The sequence below is a fragment of the Nonlabens arenilitoris genome (assembly GCF_002954765.1).
GTDB classification, from domain to species: Bacteria; Bacteroidota; Bacteroidia; order Flavobacteriales; family Flavobacteriaceae; genus Nonlabens; species Nonlabens arenilitoris.
Genome location: NZ_MTPW01000001.1, coordinates 1,967,327 through 1,993,461, shown reverse-complemented (window position 1 = coordinate 1,993,461; position 26,135 = coordinate 1,967,327). Strand labels below are relative to the sequence as shown.

The 26,135-nt window shown below is 35.2% G+C and carries 27 protein-coding genes; 12 read left to right on the top strand and 15 right to left on the bottom strand.

Annotated features, from left to right (window positions below):
* Window positions 1-41: 41 nt before the first annotated feature.
* Window positions 42-1,784: a TonB-dependent receptor gene (locus tag BST92_RS08630; RefSeq protein WP_105071084.1), complete on the bottom strand. Its 1,743-nt coding sequence runs from the start codon at window positions 1,782-1,784 to the stop codon at window positions 42-44.
* A gap of 11 nt (window positions 1,785-1,795) precedes the next feature.
* Window positions 1,796-4,816: a tetratricopeptide repeat protein gene (locus BST92_RS08625; RefSeq protein WP_105071083.1), complete on the bottom strand. Its 3,021-nt coding sequence runs from the start codon at window positions 4,814-4,816 to the stop codon at window positions 1,796-1,798.
* A gap of 126 nt (window positions 4,817-4,942) precedes the next feature.
* Here BST92_RS08625 and BST92_RS08620 point away from each other — a divergent pair, with 126 nt between their 5' ends.
* The 3 genes from BST92_RS08620 to BST92_RS08610 are packed head-to-tail and all read left to right on the top strand — an operon-like array spanning window position 4,943 to window position 7,318.
* Complete coding sequence (locus tag BST92_RS08620) at window positions 4,943-5,626, top strand: cell division ATP-binding protein FtsE (protein ID WP_036581927.1); 684 nt, start codon at window positions 4,943-4,945, stop codon at window positions 5,624-5,626.
* A gap of 10 nt (window positions 5,627-5,636) precedes the next feature.
* A complete protein-coding gene (locus BST92_RS08615) occupies window positions 5,637-6,380 on the top strand; it encodes a glycosyltransferase family 2 protein (RefSeq protein WP_105071082.1) in 744 nt (247 codons plus the stop codon).
* Window positions 6,377-7,318, top strand: coding sequence for a glycosyltransferase family 2 protein (locus BST92_RS08610; protein WP_105071081.1), 942 nt, complete (start codon window positions 6,377-6,379; stop codon window positions 7,316-7,318). The genes BST92_RS08615 and BST92_RS08610 overlap by 4 nt, the downstream gene beginning before the upstream one ends.
* Here BST92_RS08610 and BST92_RS08605 read toward each other — a convergent pair.
* Both BST92_RS08605 and BST92_RS08600 read right to left on the bottom strand, forming a co-directional pair.
* Window positions 7,304-7,699, bottom strand: a complete 396-nt coding sequence (locus BST92_RS08605) for a sugar 3,4-ketoisomerase (RefSeq protein ID WP_105071080.1) — start codon at window positions 7,697-7,699, stop codon at window positions 7,304-7,306. The genes BST92_RS08610 and BST92_RS08605 overlap by 15 nt on opposite strands.
* Before the next feature lie 13 nt (window positions 7,700-7,712).
* Entirely contained in the window at window positions 7,713-8,564 is an 852-nt protein-coding gene (locus BST92_RS08600) for a glycosyltransferase family 2 protein (RefSeq protein ID WP_146105130.1), read from the bottom strand.
* Window positions 8,565-8,594: 30 nt separating this feature from the next.
* Here BST92_RS08600 and BST92_RS08595 point away from each other — a divergent pair, with 30 nt between their 5' ends.
* Window positions 8,595-9,734 carry a glycosyltransferase gene (locus tag BST92_RS08595; protein ID WP_105071078.1) on the top strand — a complete coding sequence of 380 codons (1,140 nt, stop codon included), beginning with the start codon at window positions 8,595-8,597 and terminating at the stop codon, window positions 9,732-9,734.
* A gap of 24 nt (window positions 9,735-9,758) precedes the next feature.
* On the opposite strand, the gene BST92_RS08590 is transcribed toward BST92_RS08595, so the two are convergent.
* The 4 genes from BST92_RS08590 to recR all read right to left on the bottom strand — a co-directional run bounded on the left by BST92_RS08590 (window position 9,759) and on the right by recR (window position 13,326).
* Complete coding sequence (locus tag BST92_RS08590) at window positions 9,759-10,043, bottom strand: hypothetical protein (protein WP_042248123.1); 285 nt, start codon at window positions 10,041-10,043, stop codon at window positions 9,759-9,761.
* Window positions 10,044-10,174: 131 nt separating this feature from the next.
* Complete coding sequence (locus BST92_RS08585) at window positions 10,175-11,494, bottom strand: dihydrolipoamide acetyltransferase family protein (protein WP_105071077.1); 1,320 nt, start codon at window positions 11,492-11,494, stop codon at window positions 10,175-10,177.
* Window positions 11,495-11,596: 102 nt separating this feature from the next.
* Window positions 11,597-12,706 (bottom strand): glycosyltransferase family 2 protein, encoded by a 1,110-nt coding sequence (locus tag BST92_RS08580; RefSeq protein ID WP_105071076.1) that lies wholly within the window; start codon window positions 12,704-12,706, stop codon window positions 11,597-11,599.
* A 2-nt stretch (window positions 12,707-12,708) separates the two neighbouring features.
* Window positions 12,709-13,326, bottom strand: coding sequence for a recombination mediator RecR (gene recR, locus BST92_RS08575; RefSeq protein ID WP_036581944.1), 618 nt, complete (start codon window positions 13,324-13,326; stop codon window positions 12,709-12,711).
* A 177-nt stretch (window positions 13,327-13,503) separates the two neighbouring features.
* Here recR and BST92_RS08570 point away from each other — a divergent pair, with 177 nt between their 5' ends.
* The gene (locus tag BST92_RS08570; RefSeq protein WP_105071075.1) at window positions 13,504-14,955 is read left to right on the top strand and encodes a sodium:solute symporter; all 1,452 of its coding nucleotides are present in this window, start codon (window positions 13,504-13,506) and stop codon (window positions 14,953-14,955) included.
* Here BST92_RS08570 and BST92_RS08565 read toward each other — a convergent pair.
* Both BST92_RS08565 and BST92_RS08560 read right to left on the bottom strand, forming a co-directional pair.
* The gene (locus BST92_RS08565) at window positions 14,952-15,314 is read right to left on the bottom strand and encodes a CoA-binding protein (RefSeq protein WP_042248115.1); all 363 of its coding nucleotides are present in this window, start codon (window positions 15,312-15,314) and stop codon (window positions 14,952-14,954) included. The two genes, BST92_RS08570 and BST92_RS08565, sit on opposite strands and share 4 nt — an antisense overlap.
* A gap of 226 nt (window positions 15,315-15,540) precedes the next feature.
* Complete coding sequence (locus BST92_RS08560) at window positions 15,541-16,548, bottom strand: 3-oxoacyl-ACP synthase III family protein (protein ID WP_105071074.1); 1,008 nt, start codon at window positions 16,546-16,548, stop codon at window positions 15,541-15,543.
* A gap of 75 nt (window positions 16,549-16,623) precedes the next feature.
* Between BST92_RS08560 and BST92_RS08555 the strand changes: the two genes are divergently transcribed.
* The 7 genes from BST92_RS08555 (at window position 16,624) to BST92_RS08525 (ending at window position 21,839) form a co-directional block, all read left to right on the top strand.
* The gene (locus BST92_RS08555; RefSeq protein ID WP_105071073.1) at window positions 16,624-17,229 is read left to right on the top strand and encodes an alpha-ketoglutarate-dependent dioxygenase AlkB family protein; all 606 of its coding nucleotides are present in this window, start codon (window positions 16,624-16,626) and stop codon (window positions 17,227-17,229) included.
* A 72-nt stretch (window positions 17,230-17,301) separates the two neighbouring features.
* Window positions 17,302-17,598 carry a TIGR03643 family protein gene (locus BST92_RS08550; RefSeq protein ID WP_105071072.1) on the top strand — a complete coding sequence of 99 codons (297 nt, stop codon included), beginning with the start codon at window positions 17,302-17,304 and terminating at the stop codon, window positions 17,596-17,598.
* A gap of 162 nt (window positions 17,599-17,760) precedes the next feature.
* On the top strand, window positions 17,761-18,015 hold the full coding sequence (locus BST92_RS08545) for an autorepressor SdpR family transcription factor (RefSeq protein ID WP_105071071.1): 255 nt from the start codon (window positions 17,761-17,763) through the stop codon (window positions 18,013-18,015).
* Between the two features lie 3 nt (window positions 18,016-18,018).
* Window positions 18,019-18,672: an SdpI family protein gene (locus tag BST92_RS08540; RefSeq protein WP_105071070.1), complete on the top strand. Its 654-nt coding sequence runs from the start codon at window positions 18,019-18,021 to the stop codon at window positions 18,670-18,672.
* 2 nt (window positions 18,673-18,674) lie between these two features.
* Window positions 18,675-19,625, top strand: a complete 951-nt coding sequence (locus BST92_RS08535; RefSeq protein WP_105071069.1) for an alpha/beta hydrolase family protein — start codon at window positions 18,675-18,677, stop codon at window positions 19,623-19,625.
* 90 nt (window positions 19,626-19,715) lie between these two features.
* Window positions 19,716-21,044 (top strand): DUF819 family protein, encoded by a 1,329-nt coding sequence (locus BST92_RS08530; RefSeq protein WP_105071068.1) that lies wholly within the window; start codon window positions 19,716-19,718, stop codon window positions 21,042-21,044.
* An 81-nt stretch (window positions 21,045-21,125) separates the two neighbouring features.
* Entirely contained in the window at window positions 21,126-21,839 is a 714-nt protein-coding gene (locus tag BST92_RS08525) for a DUF4369 domain-containing protein (RefSeq protein WP_105071067.1), read from the top strand.
* Here the strand turns inward: BST92_RS08525 and BST92_RS08520 are convergent.
* From BST92_RS08520 to BST92_RS08500, 5 genes are all read right to left on the bottom strand, one after another.
* The gene (locus BST92_RS08520) at window positions 21,834-22,100 is read right to left on the bottom strand and encodes a hypothetical protein (RefSeq protein WP_105071066.1); all 267 of its coding nucleotides are present in this window, start codon (window positions 22,098-22,100) and stop codon (window positions 21,834-21,836) included. The genes BST92_RS08525 and BST92_RS08520 overlap by 6 nt on opposite strands.
* 39 nt (window positions 22,101-22,139) lie before the next feature.
* Complete coding sequence (locus tag BST92_RS08515; RefSeq protein ID WP_105071065.1) at window positions 22,140-23,111, bottom strand: type I phosphomannose isomerase catalytic subunit; 972 nt, start codon at window positions 23,109-23,111, stop codon at window positions 22,140-22,142.
* On the bottom strand, window positions 23,111-23,521 hold the full coding sequence (locus BST92_RS08510; protein WP_105071064.1) for a 6-pyruvoyl trahydropterin synthase family protein: 411 nt from the start codon (window positions 23,519-23,521) through the stop codon (window positions 23,111-23,113). The genes BST92_RS08515 and BST92_RS08510 overlap by 1 nt, the downstream gene beginning before the upstream one ends.
* Window positions 23,518-24,036, bottom strand: a complete 519-nt coding sequence (idi, locus tag BST92_RS08505; RefSeq protein ID WP_105071063.1) for an isopentenyl-diphosphate Delta-isomerase — start codon at window positions 24,034-24,036, stop codon at window positions 23,518-23,520. The genes BST92_RS08510 and idi overlap by 4 nt, the downstream gene beginning before the upstream one ends.
* A gap of 116 nt (window positions 24,037-24,152) precedes the next feature.
* Entirely contained in the window at window positions 24,153-26,132 is a 1,980-nt protein-coding gene (locus tag BST92_RS08500; protein ID WP_105071062.1) for an OmpA family protein, read from the bottom strand.
* Between the last annotated feature and the right edge of the window lie 3 nt (window positions 26,133-26,135).

Genomic DNA, 26,135 nt, shown 5'->3' with positions numbered 1-26,135 from the left:
CATCTTAATTATATGTCATACGCTTTCGCGAAAGCGAAATTTTAAAAATCAAACTTATAGACTGCACCACCTAAAATCTGTAAATTCTGTACAGGATAGTCTAGATAATACTGGTAGTTGCCGCCAGTAAGATTGTGACCTCTTAAGAAAGCGGTCAACTTAGGGTTAATTTTATAATTGATATCTAGATTCAAGTCTATAAAGGAATCTAAAGTTTCTGTTGCCGTTGTGTTACCGATTCTGAAAACATCACGCTCTCCGACGAAGTATAGCGTTGTCCCGATGTTCCATTTATCATTGATATCATAGTTACCGACAATATCTGCAGTAAAGGTTGGTAACTGCGATGCTACGTTATCAAAATCGTCGCCATTAGTGACGTCATAACTCATGAACTGAGTATTTAAGGTAAGATTGAATTGAGTATTTAAATCCACACTTGCAGATCCTCCAAAAGTCAATGTGTTTAAATCACCATATTGAGTCGCAAATGTATTTGCATAATTGTAGGATGGTCGCTCAACTCCGATTCCTGTGAAAATGGCATTATTATCTTTAGTATAGAAATATCTGTTTTCTTCTAGGCTATAACCTCCATAAAGCTTGTAACCAAAATTAGAAGACAGCTTTCCTTTGATCCCTAATTGTGCATCTACCTGACGATTAGTAGGCGCTACGGTTATTGCTGGAGCGATAAATACGTTCTCATCTGCAAAATTTTGTAATGTATTCATATCTAATCCACCACCGATGACCGTATAAGCAATCACTTTTTCTTCCATCAATATATAGCTGGCATTAATATCTGGATAGACATAAAAGTTACTTTCAGAATTCTCACTGTCTGTGATATAATTTAATCGAGCTCCTAATTCTACTTTATACTTATCGCCATAAAGATTGATACTAGGATTTGCTCCTATGTTTAAATAAGAATAAGCGTCTGGCGCTGGTAGTGATCCTTGTGTATCAAAAGAACCGGTTAAGTAATCTACCTCAACTCCTAGTGCAATTTCTTCTTCAAGTACTTCAAATGCTAGTTGTGGTTGTAATCTTACTCGAGTTTCAGAACCATCATTACCAGAACTTATATTAGAAAGTCCTACCTCAACCTTTTCTAAAACAGAATCAAAGAACTGTGCTTTACCAGACAGGCCTATGGTTAAATAAGAAGTCCCAGCATCTACCTCTATACCGGTAGGAACACTAGATAACGCTACTGGTGCTACACCATACCAGTTTGCGGTTTGATACCTACCACCAGCGGTAATTCCCCAATTTGAATCGCGATTGCGTTTTCCATAAGATATGTCTAGAGACGTATCTGAAAAATCATCGTCAAAAGCAATGTCATCGATACCACCTTGCGATGAGTTATGATTAAAAAACACGCCTACGTCTGAGTCTCTATCTATCTCAAAATTACCTGCAAACTCTCCTAAGATGTTCACGTAATTACCAACACCTAATCGTGCATAATTATCAAAGAATTTTGCTCTTTTAGGAGCTTTGCGTCTAGACAATTTTCCTTTGGCTGGTGTAAAAGTAGATGCTACCGGCACAGAGAAAATGCTATAGGTAACTGGCTTTTTCTTAACCTTGGTCGTGTCATTTACTGATGGTGTGCTTTTTACTTTAAAGGCATCACTAATGGTAGGATCATAAGGTTTTACAACCGTAATGGTTCCACCATTCAATTCACTTTCTTCTTCTACTTGTGCCTGCGCATTGCTAAAAGCTATTAATGCGATGACAACTGATATATATGATTGATATAATTTCATAATGCTTCTTATTAATTTCCTGCAGGAACTACTGATGAATTTGTTTTGGCAGCGTTAGTTTTTATAGCGTCTAATTCTGCTTGAGCGCTAGCGACTACTTCTGGGTATTGAGCAAAATTACCAACGACATATTCTAGTATAGTAGTTGCATTTAATGTTTGCCCTTGTGCGTTATAACATTTACCCATAATTACTAAACCTTTTGAAGTCCATAATTTATAACCAGCATAGTTTTTAGTAAGACTTTGCACAGTAGCGATGGCAGCGTCATAATTACTTGCTTTATGTTCAAAATAAGCTTTAAAGTAAGTAGCCTCTGCCGCTAGTGTACCACTTGCATTCAATCTTACCGCTTCATAAGCTGTTTTTGCAGCAGCTTCGTTTCCTGTTTTCCAACTTGAGCGAGCAATAATCACGTTTGCATCTGATCTTACATTATCACTTATAGTAAGGTCTGACAACACCTTATTTGCATAACTCACAGACTGGTTATAATTTTCTTGCTCATAATATGCTTTCATCAGGTTAGACTGTGCATAAATCACATTTTGAGGAAAATCTGCTAGTTGTTCTAATTGAGTGAGCACTGGAATCGCTTTTGCATAAGCTTTATCGCCCAAGTAAATCTCACTTAAACGTGCCAAAGCTTGTTCTGTAAACTCACTGCGTTCTTTATTAATCACATATTCATAACTAGCGATAGACTCTTGTTTTTTATCTTGAGAAAACAATGCTTGTGCTAGATAAAAGTGTGCTTGTAATGTGTGTTTACCATTAGGATATTCTGCTAGATATTTTCTCATAGAACGTGTTGTTCCAGACATATCATTTTGTAGATAAGGCTGCTCTGCACTTTCATAAGCCGTATCATCCAACTCAGAATCGCTCACATCTACAAAGTCCAGTGTGCGCACCCATGCGGCATAGTCATTAGTACGGTTTTGATCCACATAAATCAATCGTGCACTACTTACAGCTTCATTTGCTTGTGGCGTGCCTGGATATCTTGCTACAACATCTTTAAACACTACTAATGCATCATCTAGTTTTGAATCGTTATAAAGCTGTAACCCTTTACGCATCATCGCTTGCGAGGTGTAACTACTTTGTGGAAATTCATTAATTAATCGGTCATAGGTCTGTATACCTTTATCAACATTATTTGTATTAATGTATGTATTACCTAATTCATACAACACGTCATCGCGATAAGCAGATTTATTGAATTTATTTAAAAACCCGTTAAGGTCTTCAATCTTACGATCATTCTTACCTACAAAACCATATGAAATAGCCTTTTGAAATGCCGCATAATCTGCATTAAAACCATTCATTGAAATGGATTTATTATAAGCCTCCATTGCTGGCCAGTATTGCTTACTTACAAAGTTTGCATCACCTATTCGCAGGTAAGCATCATTCAATCTAGCTGGCTCATTATTAATACCAGATTGCTTTGTATAAGCGGTGAATGTATTGATGGCATTAGTGTAATTTTTAAGTTTAAACTGTGTATAAGCTAGGTCATAGTTCAATAAATCATCTTCTTCAATACTATTATTCATTTTCTTTACAGCATTAAAAGCAGTAAGTGCTGCCGGAAAATCATTGAGTTCATAATAACTTTCTGCCTTCCAAAAAGTTGCTTTCTTTTTTAAATCTGCAGACTGCGCATATTGAATGGTTTTATTAAGGTTCTCTATAGATTTTTTATAATCTCCTGATTTAAATTGACTCAAACCTTCATAAAGCGCCACTTTACCATACACATCTTCATTGCCAGCAATACGTCCATCTTCCATAAGACGCAATGCCTCAGTATAGTTTTTTGAAGAGAAATATGAATCTATTAAGAATTCATTCATCTCTGCATTTTTATCAGTGTTTGGATATTTTTCTAGATAAGCCAGTATTACAGCAGGCACACTATCATATGGATTGCCGTATTCATAACTGATCTTAGCATAGTTGTAACTAGCATCTTGCTGGATCTGAGCGTCAAAATCCATCTCACTCGCTTTCTTAAAAGCAGTCAATGCATCTTCGCTTTTATTAAGTTTAATATAGCTCTGCGCTAGATGGTAGTATGCATTTTGTGCCGTTTTATTCTCACCATCTACGATTTTATTAAAAGTCTCTACAGCCTTTTCAAAATCGCCTTGTTTGTAATAAGCATATCCTAACTGATAGTAATCATTATTATTCAACCTGCCGCGCACACCTTTATATTCTTGTAAATAAGGTAGTGCTTGATCATATTTACCTTGATTAAAAAGACTTTGTCCTATGATTCTATTTAATTCAGACTGTTCTTGTGGTGTAGAGCGAGATAGTTGCTCATTTGCAAGAGTAATAGCTTTATCAAAATTCCCTAACTTATAATTTAAATCTGCCTGATAGTAAGAAAGCTTTTCATCCTCATCAGGTGATTCTCCAGCTTCATCAAATAAATCGCTAGCTTCTTGATAATCGTCTCCTTCATAAGCGATGTACCCTAGATAATATTTTGCCTGCGATCCATATTCTGGATCATCACTTACTCGATTTAGATAAGGTTTTGCCTCTTCATACTTTTTGCTTTGCACAAGAGTATATCCAGTATTGAAATAGTATCTGCTTTTTTGCTTTCGCGAAAGCGTGCTCTCATCAACCTTTTCATACCATTTTGCCGCCTGGTTGTATTTACCATTATCAAAATAGAAATCTGCCACATCAATAAAAGCCGTATTGCGTTTTGTAGAAGTAGGATACTCTTCAACGAAAGATTCCATAAGCGCGTCTGCATTGCGCTGGTTCAAACGCACGGCACAATTTGCGATGTAATATGCCGCATTACCTTGAATGGCATCATCTTCTACCTGATTTTTTACTTTTTCAAATAAACGTTGCGCTGCAATGTATTGCTGCTCTTGATATAAATCAATCGCCTGATTATAAGTGCGCAGGTCATCTGTAAATATTTTGGACTGTTGTGCGTTAACCTCTATAAAAGAAGTAGCAGCCAGCAACAGAGTAAGCACGATTTTTTTCATAACGGGTTATGTTATTTATAGGAAAGTAAAGTTAAAATCTTACGATACTATAACGTCATAAAGTCTGTTTAATTATTCATAATCTTATTCACAGCATTGTGTAACTTTACAGCAAAACCTATACTTATGTCAGACCACGTTTTATCATTGAACCATGTAGACATCTACCAGCAAGAAAATCTGATACTTAAGGACGTTAACTTGAGTATTAAGAAAGGTGAGTTTGTCTATTTAATAGGTAAAACAGGTAGTGGTAAAAGTTCTTTAATGAAGACACTTTATGGCGATATACCACTTAAAAAGGGCGAAGGAACCATCGTAGAACATAATTTATCCACCTTAAAAGAGCGTGACATACCGTATTTGAGACGTAAACTAGGTGTGGTTTTTCAAGATTTTAAACTCTTAACTGATCGTACCATTAAGGACAATCTCAAATTTGTTTTAAAGGCCACTGGCTGGAAGAAAAAGGCAGAGATGGAAGAGAAAATAGATCAAGTACTGGATAAAGTAGGTATGAAAACGACCGGATTTAAATATCCACATGAACTATCTGGTGGAGAACAACAGCGCATTGCCATTGCAAGAGCGCTTTTAAATGACCCAGAACTTATCATTGCAGATGAGCCTACAGGAAACCTAGATCCACAAACTAGTGTCGAGATTATGGAAGTGCTACAACAAATCAATAAAAATGGGAATACCATTCTTATGGCGACACATGATTATGCATTGCTATTGAAATATCCGTCAAAAACTTTAAAATGTGATGGCGGCGAAGTTTTTGAAGTAGTTCAAAAAACACTATAAGTTCATACAGATGCAAGAAATTCGCCCATTTTTTAGCATCATTATACCAACATATAACGCGTCTTCAACTCTTGCTAAAGCTATAGACAGTATTCTTTCTCAAACCTTTACTAGTTTTGAAATTTTAATCATGGACGGCGAGTCCAGCGATACTACTGTACAGATTGCTAAGTCTTTTTTGAATTTTGACCATCCTATTTCTATCATCTCTCAATCAGATGATGGAATTTATGATGCTATGAATAATGGAATTAAAAAGGCACGTGGCCTATACTTTTATTTTTTGGGCGCAGACGATTACCTCATCGACAATACAGTTCTAGCAGACATTCACCAGCAACTCATCATAACCAGTACAGATGTTATTTATGGTAATGTACTAAGCCCATCATTAGGCTCCAGTTACATGGGTGAATGCGATGATCAATTGATATTTCACAAAAACATTGCGCATCAATCTATCTTTTTTCACAGAAGAATTTTTGAACTCACCGGCTATTTCAATTTAAAATATAGAACTCACGCAGACTGGGCTCATAACATCAATTGGTTTTTTAATTCTGAAATAACAAATCAGTATTTCAACAGAGTTATTGCGCATTATGCAGATGGTGGTTACAGTTCTAGAACAAAGGATCATCAATTTAGAAAGGACTTAATTTCAATGTATTATCTTAACGCAATAAACAGAAACAGTAAACTAAAAGTTGTTTTTAATATAACGAAAGGAATGTTTTCAAGAATAACTCGATGAGTAACCCTAACATACTTGTTATTATACCTGTATACAATAAACAGGCTACTATTGAACGTGCTATCAATTCAGTTTTAGAACAGACTGTTTCTTGTGATTTACTTGTAATAAATGACGGTTCTACAGACTATAGCGCATCTGTTATTGAAAAATTCAACAATCCTAGACTATCCTATACATCACAGCTTAATCATGGTGTGAGTTTTACTAGAAATAGAGGAATTAAAACTGCCCTAAAAAATGGTTATGAATATATAGCATTTCTAGACGCTGACGATTACTGGTTAGATAATCACATTGAGCAAATAGAACAGCTGATTGAAAAATTTCCTGAAGCTTCTGTATTTGCAAATAACTATCACCTTAAAATAGGTGAATCGCGATGGAACCGAACTAAATTCAGCAACCTTAAAGATCAAGAATCTCAAATAGTGAAACCTTTTTTTAAGGCAAACTACCTCAACTCTATTTTAAGCTCTTCTAGTTACTGCATGCGTTTAATAGGAAACGATCCTATTTATTATAACGAAGAACTGACACATACTGAGGACACTGATTTTTTAATAAAAGTCGGGTTAACAAAAACTGTTGCTTTTAATAATAAAGCTACTGTAATTATTGACAAACAAGCAGATAACAGATCTGATGCTGTACACATTCTTAAAAGAACGGTAACCAACTTTGACTGTTATGAAGAGAAATATGGAGCAGTTGAAGGATTAAAAAAATATCTAGACATTAATAGGTTTTCTATTGCTGTTAATTATAGAATGCATGGCCTTATAGAAAGAGCGGTGTTTTATCAAAGAAAAATTGACCTTGACCATTTATCATGTAAACAGCTACAGTTATTAAAAATGAGTCGTTTGCAACTTAAAGCGCTTCACAAGACCAAAAAAATTCTTGAAGTAATTGGGTTAGATTTAAGAACTGGCTAAGTCTTTAAATTCATTATAGTCTCTAATGTAGTCATCTTCACTAAATTCCATAGAAGCGACAACCATACAGACAGAGCCACTAGAGAAATTCTCTAATTCGCGCCATACCATTATTGGTATTAACAGACCTTTATCTGGCTTATTCAACGTGATGGTTTTTTGCTCTTTACCATCATCTAGGACCACATCAAAGCTACCACTTAACGCTATAATAAGCTGTCTTAACTCTTTATGCGCATGACCACCACGTTGTGAGGTGCTAGGAACATCGTATAAATAGTAGACGCGTTCCATTTTAAAAGGAATGGTGTCACCTTCTATGACCGCAAGATTTCCTCTTGGGTCTGTAATTTTAGGAATATCGATAATTTTTATGTCCATGTGGTAAATATAACTATAAGTCTGGATGACCTATACGATGACCTTCAAAACCAGTTAAGTAATCATTCATGCCGTGATTAAAAACCATGTATTTATCATATAAATTGCGCCAACCTTTCACATAACCTTTACGCCACAAGAAAAATACATATTTAAACTGCTTCATTTGTGCAGTCCATAGGTTTTCTTTAGCCGCTAGTGCTCCACGTGCATAAATCACTCGATTATTTGCTGGATCATTTCCAGTACTCATCTCATCGTGTAATACAACAACTTTAGGTATAAACACAATTTGCTTACTCGTCTCAAAAATTTCTTGTGCTAGTAAGAATTCTTCTCCCATTTCAAATTGTGCTCCTAAACCAAATCTTAAATCAAAATTTAAATTGTGTTTTCTAAGAAAATTTACATGAAGCACCATTTCGACAGAATGTATATGATTTAATTCACTTCTGCTTGTAATACTTTTCTCTTCGTTGAGATATATTCTTTTATCAAATCCTTCTGGAGTCCGTATTTTAAAAAATAATAGATCAGCACCTTCATAAATATTGATGCTATCTATAATAGTATCAATGGCACCAGGCAAAATTTGAACATCATCATCAAGTATCCAAGCATATGAAGCATCGCTTTTACTAATCGCCATGTTCCTACTTCTAGATAAACCAAAATTTGATTCATTAAAAACTTGTATATTGGGATAATCCGACCTTAAAGTTGTCGTTTTAGACTGATTAACAATAATAAGACGATACTTAATCTCACTTACCTTACATTGAAACATCGTCTCAAGAAAAGATAGATCACTCCTATTCATCGTTGCGATAAGGATTTGTAAATCTTGATTAGTGTATGAATTCAACAGTGTATCTTTACGTCAAAGATAACTTTTATGCGCATTTTGCTCATAGGCGAGTACAGTGGTTTTCACAATTCTCTTAAATATGGACTTCAACAATTAGGTCACGAGGTAACTCTTGTGGGCGATGGTGATGGTTTTAAAAAATTTCCTGTAGACATAGAAGTAGGTAGTGATTACTTTAGAAGAGACTGGTTGCGAGAAAAAGTTAAAGTAGCCTGGTGGAAACTTACCGGTCATAATCTTGAGGATAATATTCGTTTAGCACGCTTCCGCGAAAGCGAGCATCTTATGATAGATTATGATATCGTTCAATTTATCAATTCAAACGCGCTGGGTTGTGAACCACCGATCGAGTGGCAAATGATTGATTACCTTCTCAAAAATAATAACAAAGCTTTTTTAGTAGCTTGTGGAGATGACTATCCATATGCACAGTATCTAACCGAAAAACATCAAGGCTACAGTATACTGACACCATATCTAGAAGACACTTCTCTAAAAAACCAATATCTCCATACTTTTAAATACCTAAAAAAAGGATATCGAGAGAATTATGATCGATTATTAAGCAAGTGCAAAGCCATCATACCATCTCATACTGATTTTCAAATGGCATTAACTGAAGAACCTAAATGTGCTGACATGATTCCCAGTGCAGTAATTATGGAGCAACTTGAATTGCATCAAAATCATATCGCGCAACCTATCGAAATCTTTATGGGGATTAATAGAGGAAACTATTTTAAAAAAGGGATTCCTTATTTTGAAAAATCCCTTGATATTTTAAAATCTAAATACAGTCAAAAAGTAAATATCACCATTGCCGAAAACTTGCCTTATGATGAATACATCAAGTCCTATCAAAAAAGTCACATCTTACTAGATCAAGTCCTTAGCTATGATCAAGGTTATAATGCACTAGAAGCAATGGCACAAGGTAAAGTTGTGTTTGCAGGAGCTGGAATACCATTTTTAAAAGCTTATCAACTTGAAAAGGCTCCACTTATAGATGCCAAACCAGATGTTGATTATCTAGTGCAAGAACTATCTAACCTCATCGAACATCCTGATGAAATTTTTAAATTAGGTAAAGAAGCTAGAGAATTTGTAGAGAGACATCATAATGCTATTGACACTGCTAGAAAGTATCAGGCTTTATATATCGCTTAAAAAAGAAATCCAAAAATAAGTGGATTATCTATTCTTCCACTGGATATCGATACCATTAAAATCTGTCGCAGCTTGTTCTTTTGCCTGTTTAGGAATCATAAATTCGAATTCTAAGACCACTTCTAGACCATCATCTAGATAGAACAACATGGTTTCTTCGCCTTCATAATCACAGATAACAACAGCGTGAATTTCATGAACATTGAAATATTCGTCCTTCACTTCTTGTGGCTCTACAAACTCAAAATAATGCAGTACCCTAGCACCTTTAAAGTAATCGATTTGCTGTAAGTAGATATCTTTTTCCATGTGACAAAGGTAAGGTGTTTTTAAGTAATTGTTTATGAATCATGAGTTATGAAACCTAAGTAAATTGAAAAACCGCTTCAGAATACTGAAGCGGTTTTTCTATAAAAATATGATAAAGTAATTATTTAATTCTAGATTTCACGTTTATCATCAAATCCTTCTAATAATTGCGCTACTCGTTGAACAAATTGTCCACCTAGCGCTCCATTGACTACTCTGTGATCATAACTGTGTGATAAGAACATCTTCATACGTATTCCTATAAAATCACCTTGTGGTGTTTCTACAACCGCAGGAACTTTTCTGATTGCTCCTAGCGCAAGAATACCTACTTGCGGTTGATTGATAATAGGAGTTCCTAATACAGACCCGAAAGTACCGACATTAGTAACTGTATAAGTTCCACCTTGTGTATCATCTGGTTTTAACTTACCATCTCTAGATCTTCTAGCCAGGTCATTTACAGCCTTTGCCATTCCCATAAGATTTAATTGATCAGCATTTTTAATAACCGGTACAATTAAATTACCATCTGGTAGAGCAGCTGCCATACCTAGATTAATATTCTTGCGCTTGATAATGTTATCACCATCTACCGCTATGTTCATCATCGGGAATTCCTTGAGAGCCTTAGCAACGGCTTCCATAAAAATAGGTGTGAACGTAAGGTTTTCTCCTTCTCTTTTTGCAAAGGCGTCTTTATGTTTCTTTCTCCAGTTCCAGATATTAGTAACATCACACTCAATAAAACTTTGAACATGAGCACTAGTTTGAACTGATGCAATCATGTGATGAGAAATAAGTTTTCCCATACGCGTCATTTCAATTATCTCATCACCACCGTTTACACTAACTGGCGCCGCTGGTTTTTGAACTGGCGCATTGGCTGGCGCAGTTGTTTTAGCTTGTGGTGCAGCAGCGGTAGTTGTTTTACCAGCTTTCTTATCTGCTACGTAACTAAGCATATCATTTTTAGTCACACGACCATTACTACCAGTACCTTTTATAGACTCTAGTTCTTGCAAAGAAATATTTTCTTCTTTGGCAATGTTTTTTACTAATGGAGAGTAAAAACTATCTGAATCAGTATAATCTACTGGTGCAGCAGTTTCCATACCTTTTTCTACCTGTGCACTTGCTGTCTCAACAGTTGTCGCTGCTGGTGCAGTAGTTTCTGTTGCAGCTGGTGCTGGAACAGATGCGTTATCGCCATCTGTCTCAATAATAGCTATCGTCTGGCCTACTTGAACTACATCATCAACTTGAAAAAGTACTTCTACAAGCGTACCGTCCACCTCACTAGGGACTTCACTATCTACCTTATCTGTTGCGATTTCAAGAATGGCCTCATCGGCCTCTATCGTGTCACCTACATTCTTAAGCCATGAAGTAATTGTGGCCTCAGCCACAGATTCACCCATTTTAGGTAATTTAAGTTCAAATTTTGCCATATCGTATAGTAACTATATCGTTTTCTTAGAAGTTGCAAAAGTAAGAATTCTAAAGAAAGAAAAGCACAATTTATCTCGCGTTAGGACTATTTTAAGTTTCAGCTACTGAGGCATCAGCTCTTTAACCTCTCCACGAGAGGAACTACTATCACTTCCTATAATTAAATTGCGTTTTACATTTAAGAAGCGATAAGTATACTGTAACGATGTGTTGCCGGCCATAAAATTGATTATTTCATCAAAGGAAAGTGTCGCCGTATCCCAAATAAATTGAGTTTGAGCACTATGCTCACGACTACATAACTGCTCATAAGTAATTACCTCATCACATAGTTGTAATTGAAGTGTATTATCATTAGTAACAAGGACTTTATAGGAGCTATTTGTATTTACGACATTTTCATTTTCTATAGATTTTGCAGCGATAATACCTTTTAAGGCAAGATCTACTAGTGCTTTTTCTATTTTGGATTTCTTAAAATGTTTGTTATAAAATAATCCCATAGCACCATAAAAGCGCTCTAAGTATTTTCTATCCTTTACCGTACTTTCTCCTTTAAAATGTATGACTTTAAGCTTGCCTAAATAATAATTGCGATAACCATGTTGCAACGCTGTGTAGCTAAGATCAATGTCCTCACCATACATGAAATACATTGGGTCAAAACCACCTAACTTCTCGTAAACAGACTTTTTACAAACCATCATCGCTCCTACCAGCACTTCTATCTCTCCATTCTCATCTTTTTTTAAATGACTAGCATAATATTTAGAATCATTACCTAAGATTTTCTGTCTAGCGATTTGTGGAGTTGGGACATTGCGTTTGCTTTCTGGCAAATAAGATCCTATGCCGTCTATCAATTGTGTGGTAGTGAATGCTATTTGTGGATTCGCTTTCGCGAAAGCGAGAACTTCATCAAAAACCGTTTCTCCAACAATGGTATCGGGATTAAGAATGCCTAAGTAATCACCTTGCGCGTGTTGCACTCCAATATTATTACCTTTTGAAAAGCCTAGATTCTCTTGATTTGTAACCAACTTAACTTGTGGAAAATTGTTTTGCAACATTTCAACACTGTGATCTGTAGAGTCGTTATCAACCACAATAACCTCTGCATCAATATTGTTGACCGCTTTAAGAACACTATATAAACACTGCTCAAGAAAAGCTGCAGCATTATAATTAAGTATGATAATGGATAAATCCAAATTTAGTTTTTTAGCGAGTTTTCATAAGGAACACGATGTAAGATACTGCGCCCTAGAGTAACCTCATCTGCAAATTCTAGTTCATCACCTACAGCGATTCCTCTGGCTATGGTAGATGTGTTCACCTCTAAACCATTGAGCTGTTTAAATATATAAAAATTAGTCGTGTCACCTTCTATAGTTGGACTAAGCGCAAAAATAAGTTCTTGAACTCCATCATTCTGAATGCGTTGTATCAAAGACTTAATATTTAAATCTTGTGGACCTATACCGTCCATCGGGCTTATTTTTCCACCAAGAACATGGTATAAACCTCTATACTGGCTGGTATTTTCTATCGCCATTACATCGCGTATATCTTCTACCACACAAACGATGGTTTTATCTCTATTATGACTGGCACATATCTCACAGATATCGACATCACTTACATTATGACAGTTCTTACAAAATTTTAAATCATGACGCATATTAGTAAGCGCTTGTGATAAAACGTCTGTCTGGTTTGCGGGCTGCCGCATTAAATGTAATACTAATCTCAAGGCCGTGCGCTTACCTATACCTGGTAATTGCGAGACTTGATTAACAGCTTCTTCTAATATTTTTGAGGAAAAATTCATGTGCTACAAATATAATGGTTGTGGAATTAGGTATAAGCGATGAGGAAAAAGGTTTTTTTACAGGATCTAAACATGTAAATTTTGATTTATTACTTTCTTATTTCAGTTATTGACTAGACTGAGACTTACATTTGTGTTTTCAGTTTCTATGCCTACATTAGCGCCAAAATAATTCCTGTGACTTCTACTCAAATTCTTATAACTATTGCGGTATACTTTGCCGTTCTTATCTTGATTTCATTTATTGTAGGTCGCAAAGGTGACAGCGCTACATTTTTTAGAGGTAATCGCAGCTCGCCGTGGTATGTAGTAGCTTTTGGGATGATAGGCGCTTCATTAAGTGGCGTGACTTTTATATCTGTTCCTGGCGCGGTAGAACTGGGCGCGATGAATTATTTTCAAGTGGTACTGGGCTATATATTAGGTTATGTGGTGATAGGATTAGTACTGCTACCGCTATATTATAGAATGAATCTTACTTCTATCTATAGTTATTTACACGATCGCTATGGTAGTGCGGCACAATATACAGGTTCTAGTTTCTTTTTATTATCTAGAGTTGTAGGTGCGAGTTTCCGCCTATACTTAATTGCAGGAGTGCTACAGGATTTTGTTTTTGAAAGTATGGGAATCCAGTTCTGGCAAACGGTAACGTTAACCGTTATACTTATATGGCTATATACGTTCAAATCTGGAATCAAAACGATTGTCTGGACTGACACTTTGCAAACTTTATTTATGCTTATCGCAGTAGGTGTTGCCATCTATTTTGTGTCAGACGGACTAGGCTTAAATGGTATAGGAGAAATTGCCTCTTTTATTAGTGACAGTGAGATGTCACAAATATTCTTTTGGGATGACTGGAAAAGTGGTCAACACTTTGTCAAACAATTTATGGCTGGTGCTTTTATCGCTATAGTTATGACAGGACTAGATCAAGATATGATGCAAAAGAACTTAACCTGTCGTAGTTTAAAAGACGCACAGAAGAACATGTTCTGGTTTACCATAGTATTGACATTTGTAAATTTATTATTTCTAGGATTAGGAGTTCTATTAACAGAGTATGCTATATCAACTGGAATAGATGCTCATAAAGATGCATTGTTTCCTACGATTGCATTACAGACTAAAATGGGCATAGGTCTAGGTCTGGTATTTATACTAGGTTTAATTGCCGCGGCTTATTCTAGCGCAGACAGTGCACTTACATCACTTACCACTTCATTTTCAGTAGACATCTTAAAAATAGAAGAACGCTATGGTGTAAAAAAGCAAAATCTACTGCGTAAATTGATACATGTAGGCTTCTCAGCTGTTCTTATACTAGTTATTGTAAGTTTTGAGTACTTGATAAAAGACGCCAGTGTTATTAACAAGCTATTTACATTTGCTGGATACACCTATGGACCACTGCTGGGATTATTTTCTTTTGGAATCTTAACTAGACTCAAGGTGCACCATATCGCAACGCCATTTATAGCTATAGCGTCTCCATTTATTGCTTACTTGTTAAGTTGGATTGCCCTTGACATATTTGAATTTGAATTTGGCTTTTTTATCTTATTACTTAATGGAGCGGTCACTTTTATAGGCTTACTAATTGCTTCTTTATTTACAAAAAACTAGTATTGTCCTGTACCTAAAAGTACTAATGTACAAGCGACCTCAGATTTAATACCAGCTTGATTTAATTTCTCATAGAATTCTGGATTCTCAGTTCCTGGATTAAATATGACCCGTTGAGGCTTTAAACTTATAATATAGTCATAGTACTGTGGTTGTCGTTGTGCATTAAGATATAACGTCACTGTATCAACACCTATAAATGGCAACAGTTCCTTATGGATCTTAACATCGTCAACCATACCTGTGCGCATACCTATTGCCACGGTCTCAATATTAAACTTGCGTAGTCGATAGATGGCAATATTAGAATAACGTTCTTCTTTAAGAGATGCTCCTAGTACTAATGTTTTTTTAGACATATTTTAAGATAATTGCTGTAACAATTATACAAATGTATCGTCTTTTAGGTGAAGAGGCTGATTACCTTTTGATTTATTTGATTAAGATTGAATTTTATGAAAAAGAAAAGTTCAAGATAACAATCGTATAGTTCATAATTAATGGTTAGTGTTATTATACGATTTAGAAAACCCGAGCTTGCAGGCTCGGGTTTTTGATTTTATAAAATAAGAAATCGTAATTATTTTACCATTTGATCACAGCACTAGCCCATGTAAATCCACTACCAAAGGCTGCTAATACAACCGTATCACCTTCCTTAACCTTACCTTCTTCCCATGCCTCACATAATGCGATAGGAATGGAAGCTGCCGTGGTGTTTCCATACTTCTGGATATTATTGTACACCTGATTGTCTGATAACTGAAATTTCTTTTGAATAAATTGAGAAATACGCAAGTTTGCCTGGTGTGGTACGAGCATATCGATATCACTTACCTCAAGATTGTTTGCCTTTAAACCTTCCATAATCACCTCGCTAAAACGCACTACGGCATTTTTAAATACAAACTGACCATTCATATAAGGATAATAAGGAATGTCCTCTTGTGGGTTTTCTTCAATTAATTGAGGTACCCAATGGTTAGTTGATGGACCTTTAAGCGATAACTCAAGTGCATGCTTTCCTTCGCTATGTAAGTGCGTAGAAAGAATTCCATGACCTTCATCTTCACTTCTTGAAAGAACTGCAGCACCTGCACCATCACCAAAAATTACTGAAACAGATCTACCACGAGTCGTAAAATCCAATCCACCACTATGATTCTCAGATCCTATTACCAGCACATTTTTATACATACCTGTTTTAATAAACTGATCTGCAACTGATAGTGCATATACAAATCCACTACACTGGTTGCGCACGTCTATCGCTGGGCAAGTATGTATATCCATCATTTCCTGCACTTGTACACCACAACCAGGGAAATAATAATCTGGCGATAAGGTGGCAAACACTATCATATCGATATCATCTTTAGAAACTTTTGCACGCTCTAGAGCAATCTCTGCTGCTTTAACGCCCATTACTGCGGTAGAGTTTCCATCACCTATTTTAATATGACGTCTTTCTTTAATACCTGTACGTTCCTGTATCCAGGCGTCATTAGTATCCATTAATTTGGAAAGATCGTCGTTAGTAACTATATTTTCTGGGACATATTTTCCCATTCCGGTAATGCGAGAAGTATACATATTTATCTTTGTAAGGGTCGCAAGATAAGACCTAGCCTACATAAGGTACTAGAAGTTTTCTTTAATTTAATATGCATGCATAACAATTTGTTCCCGACAGATTTTCCAGATATACCAGATGCTCTAGTGCATTATGATGGTAATTTTTACGCTTTCGCGGAAGCGCAAGAACTACTATCCATATTAATCAAAGAAACACCATGGAGACAAAATAAGATTACGGTTTATGGTAAAGAATATGACGAACCTAGACTAACCCAGCTCTATGGAGATCCAGGAATAAATTACGGTTACAGCAACATCTCTTTTAATGCGTTACCATGGACCAAGACACTGCAAAAAATTAAGCAAGATGTTGAAAATGCTACAGGTGCAACATTTAATATTTGCCTCATAAATAGATATAGAAATGGGCAAGATTCTAACGGCTGGCATGCAGATAATGAAAAAGAACTAGGAACCAATCCAGTAATTGCTTCTATAAGTCTAGGTCAAGAAAGGTTTTTTCATTTAAAACATCTTAATAATAAAGACTGGAAATTTAAATTCCCACTACAACACGGCAGCTTATTAGTTATGGCAGGTCAAACACAACATACCTATAAACATCAAATTGCCAAAACTAAAAGACCTATTGATGAACGTATCAACCTTACCTTTAGAAAGATTGTTAAACCATAGTTTAGATAAGTATTAACGTTAAGAAAAATCTAGTGATTGTAAATTAGTAATCTAGTTTACGACTATTTACTTATGGCAAGAGCAAAAGATATTTTAAAAGACCTAGATGACAGAGCAATAGACCGTATTATAGAAATGGGCTGGGAAGACCGTACACCTTTTGATGCTATCGAGGCACAGTTTGGTGTTACAGAAAGTCAAGTCATTAAAATCATGCGCAACCAGATGAAGGAAAGTAGTTTCCGTATGTGGCGAGCTCGTGTTCAAGGTCGTTCTACTAAACATGTCGCACAACGTGATCCAGAAATGGACCGTTTCCGCTGCTCTAGACAACGTCATATATCTAATAATAAGGTATCAAAACGATAATTATAATATTATTTTAAGGAGCAAAATGAGCAAACTAAGTTTGCTCATTTTTTTATGGCTATTATTTTCAATTAGGTTGTTTTCTGAAAAATGATCAAATAAATTGTAACAAATTAGTTTTATTATCTACTTATTTAGAAATTTGTCTAAATACCTAATTAAGTGAACAGCCTTTTTAAAGCTTTAAATGATAACACGCGACGAGAAATTCTTGAAATCCTTAAGGATGAAGACCTCAACGCTGGAGAAATAGCAAGTCATTTTGATATTTCTAAACCTAGCATATCGCATCATCTCGATTTATTAAAGCAAGCTGGTTTAGTAACGGCTATAAAAAATGGGCAGTACATCACCTACTCTATTAACACAACGGTTATGGATGAGTTAGTTCAATGGATTATGAAACTAAAAGATTAAAAAATGAGAAATTCATCTTTACAAGAAACGGTTATTATCATCCTCACTCTTATACCATTTATATATTTAGGGTTCGTTTATAGTAGCTTACCAGACATATTACCGATGCACTGGAATGCAAATGGCGAGGTGGACCGCATGGGCAGTAAACAAGAATTGTGGTTAATTCCCATCTTATTAACTGGATTGATGTACGTTATATTAAAATATGTACCTAAACTAGACCCAAAAGGTCAAATTAAAAAAATGGGAAATAAATTTGGCCATTTAAGAGTTGCCATCACTTTATTTCAGACTGCACTTGCGGTAGGTATTATATATATGTCTACCACTTATAAGGATGGTGATACCGGTTCACCTTCATGGATTTTTATGCTTATAGGGCTATTATTTATCGTGATAGGCAATTACATGCCAGCTATGAAACCTAACTATTTTGTCGGTATAAGAACACCATGGACACTTGATAATGAGAATGTATGGCGCAAAACACATCGTGTAGGCGCTATATTATTTATCATATCAGGCGTTATAATATTAACTACGTCGTTATTACTTAATTTTCAAATCGCTTTTTATGCCACGATTGGCACAGCATTTGTCATAGCGGCATGGACCTTTATTTACAGTTACACACTTTATAAAAAACTACAGTAATCATGAAAAAAATAATCATTTTAATAGCACTACTTCCTCTACTATGTTTTTCACAAAACCTATTTAATAAAGGCAATAAAGAAGTAGAAAAAGACCCTACAGAATTAAACATTACAGAAAATGTTCAAGGAACATTATGGTTACCAGATGGAGTGTCTAATCCACCTCTAGTAATTATGTTAACTGGTAGTGGCCCTAATGACAGAGATGGTAATAGTGTAATGACTAAAAACGATAGTCATAAACAACTCGCTCTTGCTTTAAAAAAGGAAGGTATTGCCACCTATCGATATGACAAGCGTGTAGTAACACAGATGAAAAAGAAAAAAGTAGATCCTGATACTAGCTTTGACGATTTTGTTAAAGATGCGCGTGATATCGTTGCCTATTTTGAGAAAGACAAACGCTTTTCAAAGATTTACATCGCCGGTCATAGTCAAGGCTCATTAGTAGGTATGCTAGCCGTTAATAAAAATATTGACGGGTTTATTTCACTAGCTGGTGCCGGAGAAGTTATTGATAACGTCATTGTCTCTCAAATAGCAGCACAAAGTCCCGGACTGGACACCATCGCGAGAACTACTTTTGATAAAATGCGTGCCCAAGAAGAAATCGTGGAAGATGTAAATCCTTATCTGATGCAATTACAAGGTCCGCAAATGCAACCTTTTATGGAGTCCTGGATGGCTTATGATCCAGCCATAGAAATCGCAAAATTAAAAACACCTATTTTGATTATTAATGGAGATCGTGATTTTCAAGTATCTATAGAACAGGCAAAAATGCTGCATGCTGCTGCACCTTCTAGTCAATTAGAAATCATTGAAGGATTGAATCATGTACTTAAAAAGGTAGGTAAAGACGATATCGAAGCTGCAAAAAGTTATACTGACGTAAATTTCCCTATCCATCCTGTTTTAATAGAAAAAATGGTCGCTTTTATTAAGAGATAACTTCTTAATAATTACGCTTTCGCGAAAGCGTGATTTCAACCACACAATGTATATAAAGTCGTATTTTGCAATCATTCAAAATACGACTTTATGATTTTTCAAGAGCTAGTAGAAAATGCCATCGACACAACTCCTTTCATCACTAAAGACACTATCGTTTTTGGTTTATTGATGATATGTCTCACATTGGTATTTTATTCTTCTTCTTTAAAAAAAGGCTTTTGGACTGGATTTTATAAAATTGTTCCGGCTTTACTAATGTGCTATTTATTACCATCTATCTTAAGTTCTCTGGGAATTATTGCTCCAGAATGGACTACTATAGATGAGGATGGAACGGTTACTGAGAATAGCTCATCTCTATATTACATGGCGTCGCGTTACTTATTACCAGCAGCACTAGTGTTGATGACTTTATCAATAGACTTAAAGGCCGTATTTAACTTAGGCCCTAAAGCACTTATTATGTTTCTTACTGGAACTATAGGAATTGTTATAGGTGGACCAATCGCTATTTTAATTATAGGTTCCTTTTCTCCAGAAACAGTCGGTGGCGAAGGTTTTGACGCAGTATGGCGCGGACTTTCTACTCTTGCTGGAAGCTGGATAGGTGGTGGTGCAAATCAAACAGCCATGCTTGAAGTTTATGAGTTCAATCAAGCAAAATATGGCGGTATGGTACTGGTAGATATTGTGGTGGCAAACTTGTGGATGGGAATTCTTCTTTTTGGGATAGGGAAAGCTGCAAAAATAGATCGATGGTTTGGTGCTGACAGTCGTGCGATAGAAGATCTTAAAAAACGAGTTTCTGATTATACAGCAAGTGTAAAACGAGAAGCTACTTTTACTGATACCATGGTGATGTTAGGAATAGGTTTTGGAGCTGTCGCCATAGCTCACTTTGGAGCAAATTACCTATCTGATTTAACAAGTAACATGGATGGGATATCTGATAATATCTATTTAAGCTTCTTAACGAGTCAGTTCTTTTGGATGATTTCCATAGCGACAATGATAGGAATCTTGTTGTCGTTTACACCAGCAAAGAGTTATGAAGGTACTGGCGCCAGTAGTATAGGTAGTATTTTCATTTATGTACTAGTAGCGACCATAGGAATGAAAATGGATTTAACGCAAATCGTAGAAAACCCATTATTAATTCTAGTAGGTATTGTATGGATGGCTATCCATGCTGGATTATTAATCCTTATGGCTAAGTTAATTAAAGCTCCATATTTTTTCCTTGCCGTAGGCTCACAGGCAAATGTCGGTGGTGCAGCCAGCGCTCCTATCGTTGCTGCAGAGTTTCATCCATCACTGACTAGTGTCGGTGTATTACTAGCCGTTTTTGGCTATGTAGTCGGTACTATAGGTGCTATAGCCTGTACAGTATTAATGCAAATTGTCGCAACATCTTAAAGATATTCTCTTAACTATTTCAAATGACTTTATGGTATAATTCAAACTTATATATCATATTTGCAGCCCAATAAAAAGCTCATGAAAAACACATTTATAGCCATAATCACTTTATTAATTTTAACCTCTTGCGGTAATGATAAGAGTGGTAATCTGATTGTTAATGGTACCGTAGATGGACTTAAGATAGGTAAGTTATACTTGCAACAATTGCAGGATACTACTTTAGTAAACGTAGATTCTGTTATTGTAGATGGAGAAGCGCCTTTTCAAATGAGCGCGACTATAGATGAACCACAATTAATGTACATATATCTAGATAAAAAAGACGGTACCATCTATGATGACAGACTAACATTTTTTGCAGAGGATACAATCATCACAATCAATACAACACTTGATAAATTTGAAACTAGCGCAGTCGTTACTGGTTCAAAAAACCAAAAATTATATAATGAGTTTAATGAGGTGAATAGGCAACTATCAGAACGTTATACAGATTTATTTAAGCGCAGTATGAATTTAAGTCAAGCTGATGTAAGAGATCAAGATTCTATTGATGCTCTATCTACTGACATCAACAAGCATTTAAAAAGAAAAGTAGGATATGCATTAAATTTTGCAATGCTTAATAAGGACTATGAAATTGCCCCATTTATACTTTTAAAAGAAGGTTATGAAGCTAATCCAGTATATCTAGATAGTGCTTATAACATGATGCCAAAAAAAATTCAGAGCAGTCGTTATGGAAAACAACTGTCTGAATTTATTAAAGAAAGAAAAGAGGAATTATAATTTATTGATACGCTCAATAAGTTCTCCACCTTTAGTTTCAAGGTCTTGACGTACACTCTTTAAGTGAGCTTTACGGTTTTCTACACTTTTGTCGTTCACTTTTGCGATCAACTCATCAAATACAACGATACTATCATCTACAATTGCTTCAGTAGCTGCAACATCTGCATCTGGATTTGTATCTTGTTGAATTAGTGCTGCGTCTATAATATCTCCTATTACAAAGTTGATATCTTGTTTAAGGTCTCTAATACTTGCCATGGTAAATTATTTTGTGCAAAAATACACCAAAATTAAACGCTATAGATGAACGCTCAACAATTTTGCTTCATTACTAGATTTTACTAATACATAGGGTACCGCAGCAGGTATTAAAATAGTCTGTGCAGGCTCTAGTTTATGACTTATGCCATTACAGTACACATCGCAAGACTTACCTACATTCATTAATACCATAAAACTTTTATGCACATTCACTTCGATACGCTTGCATCCTTTAAAGAAAAGATAATCTGTTGTAAAATATTGATTAGTGGCTAGATTCTGTTCACCTGATTGATTAGGATTATAATCAATCACATGATTATGAGACACTTTATAATCACTAACTTCTATAGAGTCGTCTATGTGTAGTTCTCTTGCATTCCCTAAATGATCTCTTCTATCAAAATCGTATACTCTATAGGTAATATCGCTAGACTGTTGAATTTCAGCAAGGGTAATCCCTGCACCTATGGCATGTACTAAGCCCGGTTTAATAAAGAAAGAATCACCTTCTGTAACCTCGATTTGATTAAATAAATCCATTACAGTGTTTTCAGATATCGCTTTCGCGAAAGCGTCTTTATTACTCTCTTCCTTAAATCCTAAAATCAATCTTGAATCTGGTTGCGCATCCATAATATACCACATTTCAGTTTTACCAAAACTGTTGTGCTTTTTCATAGCTACAGCATCATCGGGATGTACCTGAATCGATAAATCTTGTGCCGCATTGATATATTTAATAAGTAGTGGAAACTGTTTACCGTGTTGTTCAATAACCTTTTCACCTAGTAATTCTTGTGGGAATTTCTCAATCAACTCATTAAGATTAAGACCTCGATAAGCACCTGATTTCACGACACTTATATCATTTTCGACAACTGAAATCTCCCAGCTTTCTCCTAGTTTTGATATGGGCGGCTCTATATTTTTTATCTTATTGAGTTTATCTCCACCCCATATTTTATCCTTTAAAATAGGCTCGAAACTTAACGGGTATAACTTCATTATTCTCCTTTATAGACTACAAAATTACGTTCTGTTTCATAGAGTTTTATTTCTATGTCGTACTTTGAGTCGAGTTTTGCTTTTATTTTATTATAAATCACATAAGCAATATTTTCTGCCGTGGGATTTAATGTTTTGAAATCTGGGACTTCAATATTTAAATTTTTATGATCAAAGGCTTCCTCTACTTCAGATTTGATAACATCTTTTAAAATTTTCAAATCTATAAGATATCCTGTTTCTGGATCCACGTCACCTGTCACACCTACTTCAAGATCATAGTTGTGACCATGAAAATTTGGGTTATTGCACTTACCAAAGATAGCTGCATTTTTTTGATCACTCCAGTCTGGTCTATGCAGTCTGTGCGCAGCGTTAAAGTGCGCTTTACGATAGGCTGTTATTCTCATGAGATATGATTATAATATTTGTCAAAAATGATCTTAAACCACGCAGTGTAAAGATCTGGTTGCGCGATCATATCTTCTTGAATGTCGTTTGCTTTCATCCATTTGAAGCTTGCTACTTCATCTGGATTAATAACAGGATCATCATTTGAGTATCCTACCATTACATGATCAAGCTCATGTTCTGTAAGGCCATTGTCAAATGGTGCTATATATATAAAGTGAAATAGTTCTTTAAGATCTGCGGTCATACCCATTTCCTCCACTAGTCTTCTTTTACCAGCCTCTATATTACTTTCTCCATCTCTTTGATGACTACAACATGTGTTAGTCCACAATCCAGGAGAGTGATATTTACTTAGTGCTCTTTGTTGAAGTAAAATCTCATCCTTGTCATTAATAATGAACACTGAAAACGCTCTATGCAAAAGTGCTTTTTCATGGGCCTCTATCTTTTCCATGAGGCCTACTTTTTCATCCTCGGGATTTACTAATATAACGTACTCTTTATTATCCATTATTTTAATTATAGTTTCAAATTTACGAAATGACGTTATATCTTTTACTAGTCACCATGTTAACAAAAAAAACCGTCAGAGATCGTCTGACGGTTTTTTTGTTGAACAGAAATTTATTATTTCAATTTCATTATTATAAATTCTGAACGTCTGTTGAGTTGATGTTGCTCTTCAGTACAATCCACACCATTAGAACATTCATTTACCAATTGATACTCTCCATAGCCTCTAGCTGTCAAGCGATTTGCTTTTATACCCTTCATGATAAGGTATGCTCTCGTACTTTTTGCTCTACGATCACTTAATTTAATATTATAACCATCAGACGCACGACTGTCTGTGTGTGATCTTATGTCAATGATTGAGTTAGGATAAGCTTTCATAAACGCAAGCACTTTTTGCAATTCAATCTCTGCATCATACCTAATGTTGTGTTTATCAAAATCAAAATAAATCATATTAAGATCTAGTATATCATTTAAATCATCACCTACTTTAATATCGACAACCTTATCCTCTACTGCTTTTGCAACAGCAAGCGGTTGCTCTAATGTAGTAGAAATTTTAGGTGTTTGAACAAACTCTTCAGCAATAGAGAAGTCTTCTTTTTGCGCTCTTATTGAATAATTCTGTCCACACTCTAACACAAAGCTGTAAGCTGCATCTTCACCTACTACGATAGATTTTATTTTCTTATTGTCTTTATCTAATAGAGTTACTGTTGCAAACGGCATTAATTCTCCATTTTCTTCATTAGTAACGATACCATTAATATCTACAACACATTTCAGATCTTTAGTTTGTTTGAAACTGTAAATATCATCTAGTCCTTTACCTGATTTCCTGTTAGAACTAAAATATCCAGTTTTTAAACTATCCTTTATTATAAAAGCAAAATCATCATATGAACTGTTTACTGGCTTACCTATGTTGATTACTTCTTTGACTGGCATTCCTTTATCATTAGTTTGAACGACATAAACATCTAAACCTCCTAAACCTTGATGACCTGTTGAAGAATAATAAAAATCGCCATTATCACTTATAAAAGGAAATAAATCATTACCAATTGTATTCACTGAATTCACATTAACAGGCTCACTGAAATCACCATTTTCATCGATGGTAACATACCAGATGTCTGATGTCAATCTATTATTTCCATCAGTCATACTACCTGGACGATCACTAGCAAAAAATAATCTTTTCCCATCCTTACTTAATGCAGGATGTGCCGTAGAAAACTCGTCACTATTAAATGGCAATTCTGTGATGTTTTCCCATGGAGAAGTCGCATTCTCCCTGGTTGCTTTTAAAATTTTAAGCTTATTTATTTCATCAGAACTTGTCTTATAGTTACGTTTTATGTAATTATTTCTAGTGAAATACATGGTATTACCATCCTTTGTAAATACTGCGTTACTCTCGTGGAATTTTGTGTTAAGAGCTTTATTAAGTTTTACAGCATCACTTAATTCTAGTGTAATTGAATCTGCAGTCGCTTTATATAAATTCAGAAAAACTCTTTCATTCCACTTATGACGTCTTTTAACTAAAGACGCTGTGTCTTGAGAACTTGCATAAACAATACTATTAGAATTAGGTAAATAAGACGTTCCAAAATCTTGAATCTCACTATTCATTTCAAGGTTTTTAATTTCATACCTACCAGATTGCCTTTTAATCTTTTCTAGATAATTAGGCTGATTAAGATAATTCTCTAGATACTGATCTTCTCCTTTCACCTCTGCATAAAGGTTTAAAATCTGATCAGCTTTTTCATATTCTCGTACGGCTTTTAAAGTTTGAATGTATTTAAAATAGTAATTGCGATCAATTGATTCTGGATCATATTGAAAAACTTTTGAGTACCATAAATTAGCATTTGTATAATCATTATTGTAGTAATAAGTATCACCTAATTTTTCAAAAACCTCTTTATTTTCATATCCGTTTTTCACTATACTCAAATACATTTTCTGAGCATCGATGTAAGCAAGATCTTTATAATCTTGATTAGATTCTTTTACCTTTTCCTTTTGCCCAAATACCACAGTGGAAATCAAGACAAATAGTATAAATAGTTTTTTAGTCATAAT